General features: G+C 72.4%; 13 protein-coding genes and 1 pseudogene. 7 read left to right on the top strand and 7 right to left on the bottom strand.

Annotated features, from left to right (window positions below; genetic code table 11):
* The first annotated feature begins 5 nt into the window (after nt 1-5).
* A complete protein-coding gene (gene gatC, locus OG799_RS21685; RefSeq protein WP_334483069.1) occupies nt 6-311 on the top strand; it encodes an Asp-tRNA(Asn)/Glu-tRNA(Gln) amidotransferase subunit GatC in 306 nt (101 codons plus the stop codon).
* Nucleotides 308-1783, top strand: coding sequence for an Asp-tRNA(Asn)/Glu-tRNA(Gln) amidotransferase subunit GatA (gene gatA / locus OG799_RS21680; RefSeq protein WP_406036966.1), 1476 nt, complete (start codon nt 308-310; stop codon nt 1781-1783). Before gatC ends, gatA begins: the two co-directional genes overlap by 4 nt.
* 95 nt (nt 1784-1878) lie before the next feature.
* Here gatA and OG799_RS21675 read toward each other — a convergent pair whose 3' ends face one another.
* Complete coding sequence (locus OG799_RS21675) at nt 1879-2838, bottom strand: helix-turn-helix domain-containing protein (protein ID WP_406036965.1); 960 nt, start codon at nt 2836-2838, stop codon at nt 1879-1881.
* Nucleotides 2839-2942: 104 nt separating this feature from the next.
* Here OG799_RS21675 and OG799_RS21670 point away from each other — a divergent pair, with 104 nt between their 5' ends.
* The 3 genes from OG799_RS21670 to OG799_RS21660 all read left to right on the top strand — a co-directional run bounded on the left by OG799_RS21670 (nt 2943) and on the right by OG799_RS21660 (nt 8148).
* Nucleotides 2943-4043 (top strand): WD40/YVTN/BNR-like repeat-containing protein, encoded by a 1101-nt coding sequence (locus OG799_RS21670; RefSeq protein ID WP_406036964.1) that lies wholly within the window; start codon nt 2943-2945, stop codon nt 4041-4043.
* Between the two features lie 137 nt (nt 4044-4180).
* Nucleotides 4181-5680, top strand: a complete 1500-nt coding sequence (gene gatB / locus OG799_RS21665) for an Asp-tRNA(Asn)/Glu-tRNA(Gln) amidotransferase subunit GatB (RefSeq protein ID WP_406036963.1) — start codon at nt 4181-4183, stop codon at nt 5678-5680.
* 110 nt (nt 5681-5790) lie between these two features.
* Nucleotides 5791-8148, top strand: a complete 2358-nt coding sequence (locus OG799_RS21660; protein WP_406036962.1) for a transketolase-like TK C-terminal-containing protein — start codon at nt 5791-5793, stop codon at nt 8146-8148.
* Between the two features lie 433 nt (nt 8149-8581).
* On the opposite strand, the gene OG799_RS21655 is transcribed toward OG799_RS21660, so the two are convergent.
* The 3 genes from OG799_RS21655 to OG799_RS21645 form a co-directional block, all read right to left on the bottom strand.
* Complete coding sequence (locus OG799_RS21655; protein WP_406036961.1) at nt 8582-10195, bottom strand: metallophosphoesterase; 1614 nt, start codon at nt 10193-10195, stop codon at nt 8582-8584.
* Nucleotides 10196-10316: 121 nt separating this feature from the next.
* Entirely contained in the window at nt 10317-11492 is a 1176-nt protein-coding gene (locus tag OG799_RS21650) for a PQQ-dependent sugar dehydrogenase (RefSeq protein ID WP_406036960.1), read from the bottom strand.
* Nucleotides 11493-11592: 100 nt separating this feature from the next.
* Nucleotides 11593-11874, bottom strand: coding sequence for a SpoIIE family protein phosphatase (locus tag OG799_RS21645; RefSeq protein ID WP_406036959.1), 282 nt, complete (start codon nt 11872-11874; stop codon nt 11593-11595).
* 98 nt (nt 11875-11972) lie between these two features.
* Between OG799_RS21645 and OG799_RS21640 the strand changes: the two are divergent.
* Both OG799_RS21640 and tnpB read left to right on the top strand, forming a co-directional pair.
* Nucleotides 11973-12236 (top strand): annotated as a pseudogene (locus OG799_RS21640) (IS607 family transposase); the annotation flags it as partial.
* Nucleotides 12233-13654 carry an IS607 family element RNA-guided endonuclease TnpB gene (tnpB, locus tag OG799_RS21635; RefSeq protein WP_406036958.1) on the top strand — a complete coding sequence of 474 codons (1422 nt, stop codon included), beginning with the start codon at nt 12233-12235 and terminating at the stop codon, nt 13652-13654. The pseudogene OG799_RS21640 and the gene tnpB, both read left to right, overlap by 4 nt.
* Here tnpB and OG799_RS21630 read toward each other — a convergent pair.
* From OG799_RS21630 to OG799_RS21620, 3 genes are all read right to left on the bottom strand, one after another.
* The gene (locus OG799_RS21630; protein WP_406036957.1) at nt 13630-14811 is read right to left on the bottom strand and encodes a GAF domain-containing protein; all 1182 of its coding nucleotides are present in this window, start codon (nt 14809-14811) and stop codon (nt 13630-13632) included. The genes tnpB and OG799_RS21630 overlap by 25 nt on opposite strands.
* A 127-nt stretch (nt 14812-14938) precedes the next feature.
* Nucleotides 14939-15154, bottom strand: coding sequence for a hypothetical protein (locus OG799_RS21625; RefSeq protein ID WP_406046516.1), 216 nt, complete (start codon nt 15152-15154; stop codon nt 14939-14941).
* Nucleotides 15155-15196: 42 nt separating this feature from the next.
* Complete coding sequence (locus OG799_RS21620) at nt 15197-16399, bottom strand: low temperature requirement protein A (protein WP_406036956.1); 1203 nt, start codon at nt 16397-16399, stop codon at nt 15197-15199.
* Between the last annotated feature and the right edge of the window lie 109 nt (nt 16400-16508).

The raw sequence follows: 16508 nt of genomic DNA, 5'->3' as shown, positions 1-16508 counted from the left end.
CACCGATGGCCGCCATCTCCCGCGAGGAGGTCGCGCACCTGGCGCGACTGTCGCGGCTCGCCGTCACCGAGGAGGAGCTGGACACCTTCGCCGGTCAGCTCGACGTGATCCTCCAGTCGGTCGCCCAGGTCGGCGAGGTCGCCGCGGCGGACATCCCGCCGACCTCCCACTCGGTGCCGCTGACCAACGTGCTCCGCGAGGACGTGGTGACGCCGTGCCTGACCCCGGAGGAGGCGCTGTCCGGCGCGCCCGACGCCGACCAGCAGCGGTTCCGCGTCCCGCGGATCCTGGACGAGGATGTGGCTTCATGAGCGACCTGATCAAGCTCACCGCGACCGAGATCGCGGGGCTCGTCGCGAGCGGGGAGACCTCCGCCGTCGAGGTGGCGCAGGCCCACCTCGACCGGATCGCCGCCGTCGACGACCGGGTGCACGCGTTCCTGCACGTCGACTCCGAGGGCGCGCTGGCCGCGGCTCGCGCGGTGGACGAGCGCCGGGCCGCCGGCGAGGAGCTGGGCCCGCTGGCCGGCGTGCCGGTCGCGGTCAAGGACGTGCTCACCACCAAGGGCGTGCCGACCACCGTCGGGTCGAAGATCCTGGAGGGCTGGCGCCCGCCGTACGACTCGACGATCGTGCAGCGGCTGCGCGACGCCGGCACGGTGATGCTCGGCAAGACCAACATGGACGAGTTCGCGATGGGCTCCTCCACCGAATACTCGGCCTACGGCCCGACCCACAACCCGTGGGACACCGACCGGATCCCGGGCGGCTCCGGCGGCGGCAGCGCCGCCGCGCTGGCCGCGTACGAGGCGCCGCTGGCGATCGGCTCGGACACCGGCGGCTCGATCCGCCAGCCCGGGGCGGTCACCGGCACCGTCGGCGCGAAGCCCACCTACGGCGGCACCTCCCGGTACGGCCTGGTGGCGTTCTCCTCGTCGCTGGACACCCCCGGACCGTGCGCCCGTACAGTGCTCGACGCCGCGCTGCTGCACCAGGTCATCGGCGGCCACGACCCGCGCGACTCGACCTCCATCCCGGCCCCGGTGCCAAACGTGGTGGCCGCCGCGAGGCTCGGCGCCACCGGCGACCTGACCGGCGTGAAGCTCGGCATCGTCACCGAGTTCACCGGCGAGGGCGCGGAGCCGGGCGTGATGGCCGCGTTCCGTGAGTCGGTGGACGCGCTGGCGAAGCTGGGCGCCGAGATCGTCGAGGTGTCCTGCCCGCACTTCAAGTACGCGCTGCCGGCGTACTACCTGATCGCGCCGAGCGAGTGCTCCTCCAACCTGGCCCGGTTCGACGGCGTCCGGTTCGGCCTGCGGGTCGGCGACGACGGGAACCGGTCGCTGGAGGAGGTCATGTCGCTGACCCGGGAGGCCGGCTTCGGCCCCGAGGTCAAGCGCCGCATCATGCTGGGCACGTACGCCCTCTCGTCGGGCTACTACGACGCCTACTACGGCCAGGCGCAGAAGGTCCGCACCCTGATCACCCGGGACTTCAACTCGGCGTTCGAGCAGGTCGACGCGCTGATCTCGCCGACCACGCCGTTCGTGGCGTTCCCGATCGGGGCGCGCACCGCGGACCCGTACCAGATGTACCTGGCGGACCTGTTCACCATCCCGACCAACCTGTACGGCGGCCCGGGCATCTCGGTGCCGTGCGGCCTGTCCGACGGGCTCCCCGTCGGCCTGCAGGTGATGGCCCCGACGATGGCCGACGACCGGATGTACCGGGTCGCCGCCGCGCTGGAGTCCGTGGTCGGCACGTTCACCCCACCGGCACTCTGAGCGCACGAGACGGCTGACCGGCGCCGGCGGTGTTCCGCCGGCGCCGGTTTGCGTCCGATGCTGATCGGCCCCGGATCTCGGCGAGCGGCCGAGGTTCACGACAGGCCGCGGCGCACGGCCTGCAGGCCGGCCTGGAAGCGGGTGCGGGCGCCGAGGGCGGCGAGCAAGGCCGACGAGCGGCGTCCCAGCGTCCGTACGCTCACCCCGAGTTCCCGGGCGATGGCCTCGTCCTTGAGACCGGTGGCGAGCAGTCCCAGCAGCTGCAGGTCCAGGTCGTCGACCCCGGTGGCGGGCTGGTCCGGGTCCCAGGCCGGCAGCGGCGTGGCCTGCACCCACAGCAGTTCGAAGAGCTTCACCAGCGCCGACACCACCATCGGGGCGCGTACCACCAGGGCGGCGTCGACCGCTCGTTCGCTGGCCAGCGGCAGCAGTGCCACCGACCGGTCGCCGATCGCCAGCTTCAGCGGCACGTCCGTGTGCACCCGCGCCTGTTCCCCCGCGGCCACGGACGCCATCGCCTGCTCGTAGGCGCCGGGCAGCTCGAAGGCCTCCGGGGCGTAGATCCCGCGCACGTTGGCGTCCCGGCCGAGCAGCTCGGTCTCGGACACGTTCGCAGACGCCACCTCCTGTGCGTACGGCGGGCGATCCAGCACCAGCAGCTCCTTCGTCGCGCCATGCGTGAGCTGGACGAATTGAGCCTCGACGGCCGCCCGGCCGGTGACGATCTCGAGCAGCTGGTCCGGCCGGGTGAGCAATTCCTGGGGGAACTCCTCCGCCATCCGCTCGGCGGCTCGGCGTGCCTTGGTGAACTCCTCGGTGCGCCGCACGACCAGCGCGTTCACGGCGACGTCCGGGCGGGTCGCCACCAGCCGAGTGCCGGAGCCGACCAGGCGGCTGACGAAGCCGAGGTCCTCCAGCCGCTCGGTCGCCGCACGTACCACCCGCAGGCTCTCCCCGACCTGCTGGGCGATCTCCGGCACGCTCGACTGTCGTCTCCGCAGGAGGGCCAGGTAGACCGACTCCTCCACCGGGGTCAGACCCAACGACTCGAACATCCGAGCCCCTTCCCGCCTCGCGGGGTGTCCGATCCAGGCCATGGCCGGGCTCGGACACCCCGAAACTGTGGCGATCGGCGCATGTCCACGTCTAGACATGCCTCATGATCTTCTCCCGACTTAGCGGCGCCCTCGTGTTGGCCGTCACGGCCGCCGGTGCCGTCAACCTCTCCACCGCAAACCCCGCCGCCGCTGACGACGGCTGGCACCGTCCGCTGTGCGGCGTGGTGCAGGGCGACGGCTCGGTGACGATCACCCGCACCGACGGCACCTTCCTGGCACCCACCACCACCGACCTCACCCCGGTGGCGTACACCAAGCTCGCCGCGCTGAGTACGCCGAACACCCTGGTCGCCATCTCGAAGAGATCGATCCAGCGCTCCACCGACGCCGGCTGCAGGTGGCACCAGATCGGCAGCACCGAGCAGGACCTGGCAGCGTACGACGTCGCCGCCGGGCCGGACGGCACGGCGTTCGCGTACGGCATCAACGACCAGCCGATCTACCGTGTGCAGGGCGACACCGTCACCACCGTCGCCGGCCCGGTTCTCTACGACGGGGTGGTCGGGCTGGCAGTGGATCCGGCCGACGCGCGGGTCCTGCGGGTGGTCAGCAAGGCCGGGCAGGTCTACGACTCCTCCGACGGCGGCGCGACCTGGACCCCGATGGGGCTGCCGGCCGGACCGGACCAGTTCCTCTACAAGGCGGCCATCGACCCGGCCGACCTCGACCACGTCGTCGTCGGCACCATGGGCAACGGCAGCTTCGTGACGTTCGACGGCGGCCGCAGCTGGGCGCAGTCGACCGGCGTCGGTGCCGGTCGCTCGAACGGCTTCGCGGTGGCGATCTCGGCGGCCGACCCGGGGACGGTGTGGCTGGAGGGCTACGACCTCAGCCAGAACGACAACGGTGCGCGGCACATCTGGCGTTCGACGGACGGCGGCCGCAGCTTCGCGTCGATGCTCGACGGCAACCAGGCGGTGTTGATCAACGGCACCCCGATGTGGCCGAGCCCGGCCGACCCGGACGTGCTGTACTTCGCGTTCGGCACGTGGTTCGGCGGCTACGGCACCGACCTCTACCGGTACCAGGCGTCGACGGGCCGGCTGACCTCGCAGCACAACTCCCACGACGACATCGCCAGCGTCGCGTTCAACCCGGTCGACCCGCGGGTGATGTACCTCGGTCTGGTCGAGGAGCGCTGACGTCCGGGCCCGCCCGGGGCCTGCGCCTCGGGCGGGCCATGCGTGGTCCGGGTGACGGTGTGGAAACCCGGGCGAGATGTCCCCAGGCAGCCCCATTAGGCTGGACCGGTTCCGTCCGGATCGCGCCTGGAGCTCAGATGACGACGACACTGCCCGCGTACGACGAGGTCGTCGCGCGCTACGAACCGGTGATCGGCCTGGAGACCCACGTCGAGCTGGGCACGAACACCAAGATGTTCTGCGGCTGCCCGACGGACTTCGGTGGCGAGCCGAACACCCGGGTCTGCCCGGTCTGCCTGGGCCTGCCCGGTTCGCTGCCGGTGGCGAACAAGGCGGCCATCGAGGCGACGATCCGGATCGGCCTGGCGCTGAACTGCTCGATCGCCGAGTGGTGCCGGTTCGCCCGGAAGAACTACTTCTACCCGGACATGCCGAAGGACTTCCAGATCAGCCAGTACGACGAGCCGCTGTGCTTCGACGGCTACCTGGACGTCGAGGTCAACGGCGAGCTGGTGCGGATCGGCATCGAGCGGGTGCACCTGGAGGAGGACACCGGCAAGACGCTGCACGTCGGTGGCGCCACCGGCCGCATCCACGGCGCGACCGAGTCGCTGGTCGACTACAACCGGGCCGGCATCCCGCTCGTCGAGATCGTCACCAGGCCGGTTCCCGGCACCGGCGCGCTGGCGCCGGAGGTGGCCCGGGCGTACGTCACCGAGCTGCGCGACGTGCTCCGCTCGCTGGGCGTCTCCGACGTCCGGATGGAGGAGGGCTCGCTGCGCTGCGACGTCAACACCTCCCTCAACCTGCCGGGCGAGGAGTGGGGCACCCGCACCGAGACCAAGAACGTCAACTCGCTGCGGTCGGTGGAGCGGGCGGTCCGCTCGGAGATGCTGCGGCAGGCCTCGGTGCTCGACGCGGGTGGCAAGATCACCCAGGAGACCCGGCACTTCCACGAGGACACCGGCGACACCACGCCGGGCCGGTCCAAGGAGACCGCCACCGATTACCGGTACTTCCCGGAGCCAGACCTGGTGCCGCTCGCCCCGGACACCGCCTGGGTGGCCGAGCTGAAGGCCGCCCTGCCGGAGCTGCCCCGGCTGCACCGCCGCCGGCTCCAGGAGCAGTGGGGCCTGTCGGATCTGGACATGCAGTCGGTGCTCAACGCCGGCGCGGTGGAGCTGATCGAGCGGACCGTGGCCGCGGGCGCCACCCCGGCCGCCGCCCGCAAGTGGTGGCTGGGCGAGCTGTCCCGGCGGGCCAACGAGACCGGGGTGGAGCTGGCCGACGTCGGGGCCACCCCGGAGCAGGTCGCCGAGCTCCAGGGCCTGGTCGACGCCGGCAAGCTCAACGACAAGCTGGCCCGGACCGTCCTGGAGGGCGTGGTGGCCGGCGAGGGCTCGCCGACCGAGATCATGACCAACCGGGGCCTGGAGGTCGTCTCCGACACCGGCGCGCTCACCGCCGCCGTGGACGAGGCGATCGCCGCCAACCCGGCCGTCGCGGACAAGATCCGCAGCGGCAAGGTCGCGGCGGCCGGCGCGCTGGTCGGCGCGGTCATGAAGACCACCCGCGGTCAGGCCGACGCCAAGACCGTCCGCGAGCTGATCCTGGAGCGCCTCGGCGCCCAGGGCTGAGCGGTAAGGAAGGGCCCCCTCTTAACGCCTACGGTATAGGAGGGGGCTTCTCCTAACCCTGCGCTTCCCCCCTCGAAGGGCGTCAACGGCGACGCCCGGATGGAGTCACCGTGAACCAGCACGACCTCGACGTCCTCGACGAGATCCAGCGCCGGGTGCTCTGGCTCGCCACCCGGATCGTGGACGCCGCCAACCACGACCGGAACACCGGCGACGGGGTGAAGGTCGGCGGCCACCAGGCGTCGAGCGCCTCGCTGGTCACCGCGATGACCGCGCTCTGGTTCGCCCACCTGGACGCCGAGGACCGGGTGGCCGTCAAGCCGCACGCCTCCCCCGTCTTCCACGCCATCCAGTACCTGCTGGGCAACCTGGACCGGTCGTACCTGCCGAAGCTGCGGGCGCGGGGTGGGCTCCAGTCGTACCCGTCGCGGACCAAGGACCCCGACGAGGTGGACTTCTCCACCGGCTCGGTCGGGCTGGGCGCGGCGGCGCCGCTGTTCGCCGCGGTCACCCGGCGATACGTCGACGCGCACTTCGGCGCCCGGCCACACTCCCGGTTCGTCGCGCTGATCGGCGACGCGGAGCTGGACGAGGGGAACATCTGGGAGGCCGTGGCCGACCCGGCCACCACCGGCCTGGGCAACGTGATGTGGCTGGTCGACTTCAACCGCCAGTCCCTGGACCGGGTGGTGCCGGGCATCCGGATCGACCAGTGGCGGGGCCAGTTCGAGGCCGCCGGCTGGCACGTCGTGGAGGTCAAGTACGGCCGTAAGCTCGCCGAGGCGTACGCGCGGCCGGGCGGGGCGGCGCTGCGCGACTGGATCGACCGGATGCCGAACGAGCAGTACCAGTCGCTGTTCGGGCTGGCCGGGCCGGCGCTGCGCAAGCAGTTCCTCGACGGCGCGCCGGCCGGCATCGCCGAGTTCATCGCGGACATCGCCGACGACGAGCTGGGCCCGCTGGTCACCGACCTGGGCGGACACGACCTCGAGGCGATGCTCGACGCGTACGCGCAGTGCGACGCGGTGACCGACCGGCCCAGTGTGGTGTTCGCGTACACGGTGAAGGGTTGGGGTCTGCCCATCGCCGGCAACCCGCGCAACCATTCGGCGCTGCTCACCACGGAGCAGGTCGACGCGCTGCGCGCCGCGCAGGGCCTCGCCCCGGAGACCGAGTGGGACCGCCTCGACCCGGCATCGGCGGCCGGCATCCGGGCCGGCGAGCGTCGGGAGGCGCTGTCCCGCGCGCCCCGCGAGCGGGCGCTCGGGGTCACCGTCCCGGAAACCACGAAGGTACGCGCGAACAAGCCGGTCTCCACCCAGGAGGTCTTCGGCCGGGTGCTGGTCGACCTGGCCCGCGACCCCGCGGTGGCGCCCTACCTGGTGACCACCGCGCCGGACGTGGCCACCTCCACCAACCTCGCCGGGTTCATCAACAAGACCGGCGTCTTCGCCCCCACCGAGCAGCGCTCCTGGACCGAGGACCGGATGCTGCGCTGGACGGAGAGCCCGTCTGGTCAGCACATCGAGCTCGGCATCTCGGAGATGAACCTGTTCCTGCTGCTGGGGCAGCTCGGCCTGTCCTGGGATCTGTCGGGCCAGCCGCTGCTGCCGGTCGGCACGGTCTACGACCCGTTCGTGCTGCGCGGCCTGGACGCGTTCCTGTACGGCACCTACTCCGGTTCCCGGTTCGTGGTGGCGGGCACCCCGTCCGGCATCACCCTGGCCCCCGAGGGCGGCGCCCACCAGTCCACCATCACCGCCTCCGTCGGCCTGGAGCTGCCTGGGGTGACCTTCCTCGAACCGGCGTACGCCGGCAGCCTGGACTGGCTGCTCTGCGACGCGCTCGGCCAGATCGCCGGGGGAGCGGCACCCGCCGCCACCGCCGCGCCGGCCGAGGACGGGGCGTACTACTTCCGGCTCAGCACCCGGCCGATCGACCAGGCGCCGTTCGAGGCGGCCCGGGCCCGGATCGGCGACGCGGTGCTGCGCCGGCAGGTGGTAGCTGGGGCGTACCGGCTGGTGGACGCGCACCAGGCGTACCCGCACCTGGCGGACGCCCCGGTGGTGCAGCTCGCCGTGTCCGGCGCGGTGCTGCCGGAGGTCCTCGCGGCCGCCGCGGAGCTGGCGGAGGAGGGGGTGGCCGCGCACGTCGTGGACGTCACCTCGCTGGACCGGCTCTACCGGGCCTGGCAGCGGACCCTGCGCCAGGGCGTGCGGACCGCGACCGTGCCGAGCGTGCCCGGCGCGCTGCGGTCGGCCTTCGCCGACCGGGTGCCGGTGGTGACCGTGCACGACGCCGCGTCGCACGCGATGGCCTGGCTGGGTTCGGCCGTCGGCGCCCCGGCGGTGCCGCTCGGCGTGGACGAGTTCGGCCAGTCCGGCAGCGTGCAGGAGCTGTACGAGCTGCACGACCTGTTGCCCGGCAGCATCGTCAACGCCGCCCTGGCCGCCCTGTCGCTGCGCTGAGCCGCCACCGTCCGGCCCCCCGCCCCCGGAGGCGGCCGTCGCCCTCCGCCGCCGCCCGCGCGCCGACCGCCAGGCGCGGGTGGCCCGGCGGCGGTCACCGTGGTGTGTGCCGCCGCCCGTGCGGCCTCACCGTCGTGTGGCGCTCACCCGGCGTCACCGGTCCTCGGCCCCACCCAGGGTGAAGGGCTGGCGGCGATCGACGTTGCTCGTCGAGCCCTTTGCTCTGCTTCACCCCCGGCAACACCGCCCCCCAGCTGGGCGACCTTTCAACCGACCGCGCGGCACCCGGTCACTCTGGGTGCCTGTTGCCTCCGCTGCAGCAGAGCAAAGGTCGTGCGGTGAGTGCCCGGGGCTCGGCCGGCCGGCGCGGAGAGTGACGTCCAGGGTGCACCGGGACCGCAACCTGAGGACCGGTTCTCGCGGCGCAGGCTGGTCAACGGGTCGGGGTCGGGCTGGCCGACTCGGGGCCGCCCCGGGTCGGGGTCGGGGTGACTGGCACCTCCGCGCCCTGCTTCGGGTCCTTGATCACGTGCCGCTCCAGGTTGACCTGCGACTGCCCGGTCCCGCCGACGGTGATCGCGTCGTACGCCTGGAGCATCTTCTGGTCGTCGAAGTAGAGCACGCTCATCTCCAGCGGGGTCGGCTTCTCGCCCTCCAGGCCGCGCAGCCCGGCGCCGCCGGTGGAGCCCTCCACCAGCAGCTGGGTCGGCTGCTTGCCGGGCGCCTGCGGCAGCTTGAAGACCTGCCGGGCATGGATGTGCCCGGCCAGCACCAGCGGGCAGGTGCCGGAGAGCGGCCCGGCCGAGGCGGGGTCGTGCACCAGCGCGATGTTCACCGGTCGCGGCGAGGCGGTGACGGTGGTGGCGAGCTGCTCGCCGGCGCCGATCACCTGGTCGGCCACCTGCTTGGTCAGGCCGCTGCCAGCCGGTGAGGTGTTCTTGTCCGGGGTGAACCGGGGATCACCGATTCCGGCGATGGTCAGCCCGGCCACCGTGGTCGTCGAGTTGTCCAACACGATCGCGTTCGGCTGCTGGGCCACCGCCGCGGCCGTCTTCGCCGAGTCGTGGTTGCCCCGGATGAAGACGTACGGCTTCTTGAGCAGACCGATCGAGCCGACGAAGGACGCCTCCGGCTCGCTGCCCCAGTCGGTGATGTCGCCCGTGTCGATCACCACGTCGATGCCGAACTGCTCCACCACCGTCCGGATCAGCTGCCACCCCGTCGGGTTGAGGTGCATGTCCGAGACGTGCAGCACCCGCGTGGTGCCGGGCGCCGGCTCGTACACGGGCAGCGCCGAGACGGTGGTGTAGAGCTGGCTGACGTTGCCCACCAGGCGCTGGAGCTGCTCGGCGTACTTCGTGTAGTCGTTCGCGATCCGGCGGGCGTCGCCGACGATCGCCGGGGCGTTGACCAGCAGTCCCTCGTACCGGGGCTCCTCGATCGCCTGCGGGCGCATGGTCGCGGCGGCCAGCCCGAGGCTGCCGGCCGTGATCACCAGGGCCAGCCCACCGGCCCAGGCCGTCCGCCGGGCGTTGCGGAAGACCAGCCCCGCCAGCAGCAGGGTGGCGAGCACCGTCGAGCCCAACGTCTTCAGGCCCAGGCGCATCACCCCGGCCCGGACATCGGCGACGGCGGACTGGCTGGCCCGGCTGATGCTGGCCGGGTCGTCGATCAGCGCCTCGGTACGCCGCTGGTCCAGCGCGCCCAGCCGGACGGTGAGGTAGGTCGGCCCGTCGTGGCTGTTCAACAGCAGAGCGCCCAGCGGCGGGACGTCGACGGTGGTGCCGCCCTCCAGCGACGGGCTCAGGCTGAGCTGCGCCCGGAACGGCCCGATGTCGGTGCCGACGTGCCCACCGGCGTACGTGCCGGCGACCACCCCGCCCAGGGCGACCGCCAGGACGGCCAGCGCCACGCCGAGCCGCCGCAGCCAGCCGTTCCCACCCGACCGCCCCTTACGCCCCAGCCAGCTCGCCCAGCGTCGGGCACGTTCGGTCGCCGAGGTGCCCTCGCCCCCGGTGTCGCGCTGCTCGTTCTCCTGGCCGTCCATGCTGAAATTCTGACCTGCCCGTCGAGGGATCCTGGCAAACCCGAGGAAGCCGGCGCGTCCCCACCCGTCCGGTCCGCGTGTCGGCCCCCGCCCCGCCCGGTGGCCGGCACCGGCGGGGTCGTCAGCTGCGTCCGGCCCCGCCTCCGGCGAACACCAGCCGCAGGATCCGGTCGTCCTCCGGCGCCGGCTGGCCCCGCCCGTCCCGGTTCGAGGTGGTGACCCAGAGCGACCCGTCCGGGGCGGCGGCCACCGCCCGGAGCCGACCGTACTTTCCGGTCAGCAGCTCACGGGGCTGGCCGAGCACGGTGCCCGTGTCGGTCAGCTCGACCAGCCAGAGCCGCTGGCCGCGCAGGCATCCGGTGACCAGCAACCGGTCGACCGCGGCCAGCCCGGAGCAGGAGGCCTCGGTGGTGCGCCACTGCACGATCGGGTCGGCGTACCGCTTGTCGCCGGCGCGCCCCTCGACCTGCGGCCAGCCGTAGTTGCCACCCTTGGTGATCTGGTTGATCTCGTCCCAGGTGTTCTGGCCGAACTCGACGGCGTACATCCGCTTCGCCGAGTCCCAGGCGAAGCCCTGCACGTTGCGGTGCCCCATCGACCACACCGGCGAGCCGGGGAAGGGATTGCCGGCAGCCGGCCTGCCGTCCGGGGTGATCCGGAGGATCTTGCCGCCGAGGCTCTTGCGGTCCTGGGCGTTCGGCTGCCGGCCGGCGTCGCCGGTGCTGACGTACAGGTAGCCGTCCGGGCCGAAGCTGAGCCCGCCGCCGTTGTGGACCCCGGCGGGCGGGATACCGGTGAGGATCGGGGTGGGCCGCCCGCCGAGCGGCAACCGGGCGACCCGGTTGTCCCGGGCGGTGGTGTAGTAGACGAAGACCGTGCGGTCCCTGGCGTACGACGGGGACACGGCGATGCCCAGCAGCCCGCCCTCGCCCCCGGCCGCCACGTCGGGCACGGTCTGCACGACGGTGACGGTCAGCCCTTCCGGCCCCGAGCCGGGCCCGACCTGGAGGATCCGTCCGCTGTCCCGCTCGGTGACCAGCGCGGCGCCGTCCGGGAGGAACGCGACGGCCCACGGCACCCGCAGCCCCTTCGCCAGCACCGTCGCCACCACCTGCTGACCGGCGCCGCCCGGGTCGGCCGTGGCCGACGGCGTCGGGAGGTTCGGCGGCTCGCCGGCCGGGTCGGGCTCGGGCTCGCCGAAGGCGCAGCCGGCGGTGCCCAGCAGCAGCGCCGCGCAGGACGCCGCCAGCGCCGCGCGGAGGCGGCCGGTGCGGGGGTACGGGGGACGGGCGCTCACCCGGCCCAGCCTAGTCCGGCCGGCTGACCGTCCGGGCGCGACGGAACCGGCGGGTCCCGGTCGGCGGCGACGCCCGTCCGCCCCGATTGGCGGCGCAGGCTCAGCGGGCCCGGAGGGCGAGCATGGCGATGTCGTCCTCCCCGCTGTGCACGATAGCCAGCAGTTGGTCGCAGAGGTCGCCCAGCGGGAGCGCCGCCGTGCCGGCGAGCCCGTCGACCAGCTCGGCCAGCCCCTCGTCGATCGGCCGGTCCCGGCGTTCGATCAGGCCGTCGGTGTAGAGCAGCAGCGTGTCGCCCGGCGCGAGCGCCAACTCCCGGCTGGTCCGGCGGGTCGGCCGGGCCAGGCCGAGCAGCGGCTCCCACGCCCCGTCGAGCACCTCCACCCGGCCGGCGGCGCGGATCAGCAGCGGCGCCGGGTGCCCCGCGTTGCATCAAGTCACCGCGAGCCCGTCGGCAGCGGCTGGGCAAGGAGTTCCTCGCCCTGCTGCGCGACGCGGCCGTGACCACGATCGTGGTGGAGCACCGCGACAGGTTCGCCCGGTTCGGTGCGGAGTACGTCGAGGCGGCGCTCGCCGCGCAGGGCCGGCGACTGCTCGTGGTCGACCCGGCCGAGGTGGACGACGACCTGGTCCGCGACGTGACCGAGATCCTCACATCCTTGTGCGCCCGGCTGTACGGTCGGCGCGCGGCGGCGGATCGGGCACGGCGGGCCGTGGCCGCGGCGACCGGGTCGGGTGTCGAATGAGGCGCTACGAGCCGCCGCCGGGCTGGACGGTGCAGGCGTACAAGTTCGCGCTGGACGCGACACCGGCGCAGGTTCAGAATCTGCGTCGGTATGCCGGCGCGGCCCGGTTCGCCTACAACCACATGCTCAGGCGGCTGTCCGCGGTCAAGGCGCAGCGCGCGTCTGAGGCGTCGTACGGGGTCGCCGAGACCGACCTGACACCCTGGCAGAGTTGGTCGCTACCGAGCCTGCGGCGCACCTGGAACGACACCAAGCCGTGGGTGGCCCCGTGGTGGCAGGAGTGCTCCAAGGAAGCGTTCAACACCGGCCTGGACAACCTGTCCCGAGCGTTGACCAACTGGTCGGACTCCCGCAACGGCAAGCGCAAGGGCCGCAAGATGGGCTGGCCCACACTCAAGCGCAAGCACGCTGCCCGCTCTGTCCGGTTCACCACCGGAGCGATCCGGGTGGAGCCCGATCGACGCCACGTGGTCCTGCCTCGACTGGGGCGCGTCCGCACCGACGAATCGACCCGCAAGCTGGCCAGGCGGCTGGAAGCCGGCACCGCGAAGATCCTGTCCGCGACCGTGACTGAAACCTCCGGCCGGTGGTTCTGCTCCTTCCAGGTGGCCGTGCGGCGTGCCACCGGTCGACCCGCGCACGCACCCCGAACGGGCCGCGTCGTCGGGGTCGACGCCGGCGTGAAGCACCTCGCGGTGCTATCCACCGGCGAGATGGTGGAGAATCCGGCCCCGTTCAAGGCCGCGCTCAAGCGGCTCGGTAAGGCGCAGCGCCGCGCCAACCGGCGGGTCGGCCCGTTCGATCCGGCGACCCGCGAGCGCCGTGACCCGTCGAACCGCTGGCGGCGGGCGCAGGACCGGGTTGCCCGGATCCAGGCGACAGTGGCCGCGGTACGCGAAGATTCGTGGCATCAGCTGACCACCCGGCTGGCCCAGCGTTACGACCTGGTCGTGGTGGAGGACCTGCACGTCGCCGGGATGAAGCGCAACCGCAGGCTGGCCCGCGCCCTGTCCGACGCGGCGCCGGCCACCCTGCGGCGGCATCTGGCCTACAAGACCAGTTGGTACGGCAGTGCGCTGCACGTCGCCGACCGGTGGTATCCCAGCTCCAAGACCTGCTCTGGCTGCAAAACAGTGAAACCCAAGCTGTCCCTGGCAGAGCGCACATTCACCTGCGTCGCGTGTGGCCTGTCCCTGGACCGGGACGTCAACGCCGCACGAAACCTTGCCGACCTGGCTCGGCATGTCGACCCGGAGTTGCCGGGCGACGGAAAAACAGGACGTGGAGCCTACGTAAGACCCGTAAGACCCGCACCCGTGCGGGCTGGGCAGTCGGGCGTGGAAGCGTCAAGACCGCTTGCGGTCAACGCCGTCAGGCAACTGACGGCTGCCGATCATGAGCTATCTATCGCTTCATGAAAAGGTAACGGCAGCATGCTGTGCTGCAGCACCAGCACCTCGGCGACGTGCCGCTGCTCGCCGTACATCCAGCTGTTGCCGACCGCCTGGCCGGCGCGGCGGCCGATGTCCAGCGCGGTGTGCAGGTCGCCGTCGTCGAACGGGCGCCGGCGCGGCCCGTTGACCAGGGTGATGCAGCCGATCGTGCCGCCCCGCCCGGGCGCGGTCACCGGCACGCTGAGCTGGGAGGCGATGCCGAGGCGGGCCGCCAGGGACGGCAGCTCGGGGTGGGTGGTGCCGCGCTCGACGTCGGCCACGCCGGCCGCGCTGCCGAGAACCGGCCGGCCGGTGCGCAGCACCGACCGGGTGATCGACTCCGGGCCGAGGCCGGTGACCATCAGCTCGGCGAAGCGGGCCACGTCGGCGGCCCGCTCCGGGTCCCGGTGCACGGCGGAGGCGGTACGCGGCGCTCCGGTCGGGTCGACCAGGGTGAGCAGGCACCAGTCCGCCAGCAGCGGCACCATCGCGTGACCCAGCCGGCTCACCGCCGTGGTGATGTCCAGCGTGCCGGCCAGGGTCTCGCTCATGCCGGCGAGCATGGCCAGCCGGTCGTGCGCCTCCTCGGCGCGTCGGCGGGCCTCCTCGGCGCCCTCCAGCGCGATCCGCAGCCGCAGCTCGGAGGAGCAGGCGGCGGCCAGGTCGGCGAGGGTGCGCAGCTGCTCGGCGGTCCAGGCCCGGGGCTTGCTGTCGATCGCGCAGAGCGAGCCGAGCACCCGGCCGTCCAGGTCGGTCAGCGGGATGCCGGCGTACGCGATGACGCCCAGGTCCTCGATGGCCAGGTTCCGGCGGACCCGCGGGTAGAGCCGGGCGTCCGGCAGCACCATCGGCACCTCGATGCCCACCACGTGCTGGCAGAACGAGTGGCTCAGCGGGGTCTGCCGCCGGCTGGCCCACGGCTCGGGCAGGCCGACCGCGCCGGGGAAGAACTGCCGTTCCGGCGTCACCAGCGAGACCAGGGCGACCGGTACGTCGAGCAGGTCGCTGACCAGCCGGGCGAACCGGTCGAAGGCCTCGTCGGGCGTGGCGTCCAGCTGGGTCTCGGCGAGTGCCCGCAGCCGCTCCGGATCGGCGAGCGCTTGGCTGGGCACGGCCGAACGGTCGACGGTTTCCTCGGTCATCGGCCACCTGTCTGCGGGCGTGGGAACGCCGGCCGACGTTCCGTCATCGGTTATACCCGGCGGGGCGCTCCGGCATCTCGGTCGCACCGCAGTCGTCATGGTCACGTTGCCCGTCTCCCGGCGCGCCTTACCGGGTATGACCGGCGTATCGGGACACCGCGCGCCGCCCGCGGGCGCGCCGGTTATCGTCGGCGGCCGTGAAGGTATGGACTGTCTTGGTCAGCTGCTTGAGTAGCCCATCTGGCCCGGTCAGCGACAGCCCTTGTTCCTTGGCCGGCCGGACCAGCTCGGCGGCAGCCTTCGCGTCCGCTGACTGATCGGCCTTGGCCTCCAGTTGCCTCATCTGCCTTCTTCTTGTTTTTGGTTTGGGGTCACCAGAACAGTCTCAAGACGTGGGTGACACTTCCGGCTCGCCGGGTGGCGAGGGCGGTGCGGATGGGCGCCGCCGGGCGCGGGTCGTGTCGGCGACCGCGATTGCGGTGAGGACTGCGGTTGCGGCGAGGGCGGCCATCAGCGGCGGTACGAGGAGCATCATCGGGGCTATGGCGGCCAGCACGAGCAGTCCGATCGGCCGATCCCGGGACACCCGGCCGTACACGGCGTACTCGAAGTGGGCACGTCCGGCCAGGAACAGCGCGGGTCCGCCGAGGATGACGGCGATCCAGCCCGGTTGGGTGTGTCCGAGTGGATGGGTGATGGCGAATTTGTCGCCGACGGAGGTGACGACGATGCCGGCCACCATGACTATGTGGGCGTATGTCGCCGAGAGGGCGAGGCGGAGTGGGGCGGAGGATGCTTCGATGGCCGCGGCCAGTACCTCCCCGGCGCGGTAGATGTAGATCCGCCAGAGCAGCACGGTGGTGGCGATCGAGACCAAGAACGCTGCGGTCTGGTCCGCCGCGAAGTCGCTGCGACCGAGGGTCAACGCGGTGACCAGGATCAACTCGCCGAGTGCGATGATGAAGAACTGGCGGTAGCGCTCGGCCAGGTGCTCGGCCGCGACTGACCACTCCGTCCTTGGCGAGCGGCCCAGCCCGGGCGTGGGCCAGCCGAGCGCGAATGCCGCGTAGTCCACGGCCACCGCCAGCGTCCATAGCACCCCGCGCGCCGTACCGTGCGCGATCGCCCCCGCGATCCACGGCACCCCGGACACACCGAACCAGAACAGCGACCGTCCGATTCTGCGCTTCAGTTCGTGGCCCCGCAGGGCGAGCAGGAGGGCGAAGCCGCGGCCGATCTGGATGGCAACGTACGCGCCTGCGAAGATCAGGCCTCGCTTGCCGAACGCCTGGGGCGCCGCGGCGGCCATCACTAGAGTGCCGCCCAAGGTCGCGAGGACCAGCAGCTGTATCGCCGGCCGCTGCGGGTCGTACCTGTCGGTTACCGCCGCCGTGATGGACCAGACCCACCACGTGGCCAGCAGCAGCACGAGCGTCTGGAAGGCGCCGCGCCAGCTGAGATCATCGGCCAACCCTTGGGAGAGCTGGGTGAGCGCGACGACAAACGCCAGGTCGAAGAACAGTTCCAGGAACGTCGCCCGCTGTGGCTCCTCCGGTCTCCGCAGGAGCTCGCCCGTCCTACTCGTCATCTGCTCGTCCGTTCTGTCGGCTTTGCGCCAGCATTGAGGCAGTAGTACCACGCCGTCGCGCCTCCAGATGGCGACCAGAGCAAGGCGCCAATGGTCACGTTGCCCGCCT

Origin of the sequence: Micromonospora sp. NBC_00898, from assembly GCF_045207895.1 — a bacterium.
In the GTDB taxonomy this organism is placed as follows: Bacteria; Actinomycetota; Actinomycetes; order Mycobacteriales; family Micromonosporaceae; genus Micromonospora.
Note: the sequence above shows the minus strand (reverse complement) of the source record. Positions and strands in the feature narration are given on the sequence as shown.

Coding starts and splice junctions, on each gene's coding strand:
- OG799_RS21670 (WP_406036964.1), top strand. CDS start 2,943: ATGATCTTCTCCCGACTTAGCGGCGCCCTCGTGTTGGCCGTCACGGCC.
- OG799_RS21655 (WP_406036961.1), bottom strand. CDS start 10,195: ATGGACGGCCAGGAGAACGAGCAGCGCGACACCGGGGGCGAGGGCACC.
- OG799_RS21620 (WP_406036956.1), bottom strand. CDS start 16,399: ATGACGAGTAGGACGGGCGAGCTCCTGCGGAGACCGGAGGAGCCACAG.
- tnpB (WP_406036958.1), top strand. CDS start 12,233: ATGAGGCGCTACGAGCCGCCGCCGGGCTGGACGGTGCAGGCGTACAAG.
- gatA (WP_406036966.1), top strand. CDS start 308: ATGAGCGACCTGATCAAGCTCACCGCGACCGAGATCGCGGGGCTCGTC.
- OG799_RS21630 (WP_406036957.1), bottom strand. CDS start 14,811: ATGACCGAGGAAACCGTCGACCGTTCGGCCGTGCCCAGCCAAGCGCTC.
- gatB (WP_406036963.1), top strand. CDS start 4,181: ATGACGACGACACTGCCCGCGTACGACGAGGTCGTCGCGCGCTACGAA.
- OG799_RS21675 (WP_406036965.1), bottom strand. CDS start 2,838: ATGTTCGAGTCGTTGGGTCTGACCCCGGTGGAGGAGTCGGTCTACCTG.
- OG799_RS21625 (WP_406046516.1), bottom strand. CDS start 15,154: ATGAGGCAACTGGAGGCCAAGGCCGATCAGTCAGCGGACGCGAAGGCT.
- gatC (WP_334483069.1), top strand. CDS start 6: ATGGCCGCCATCTCCCGCGAGGAGGTCGCGCACCTGGCGCGACTGTCG.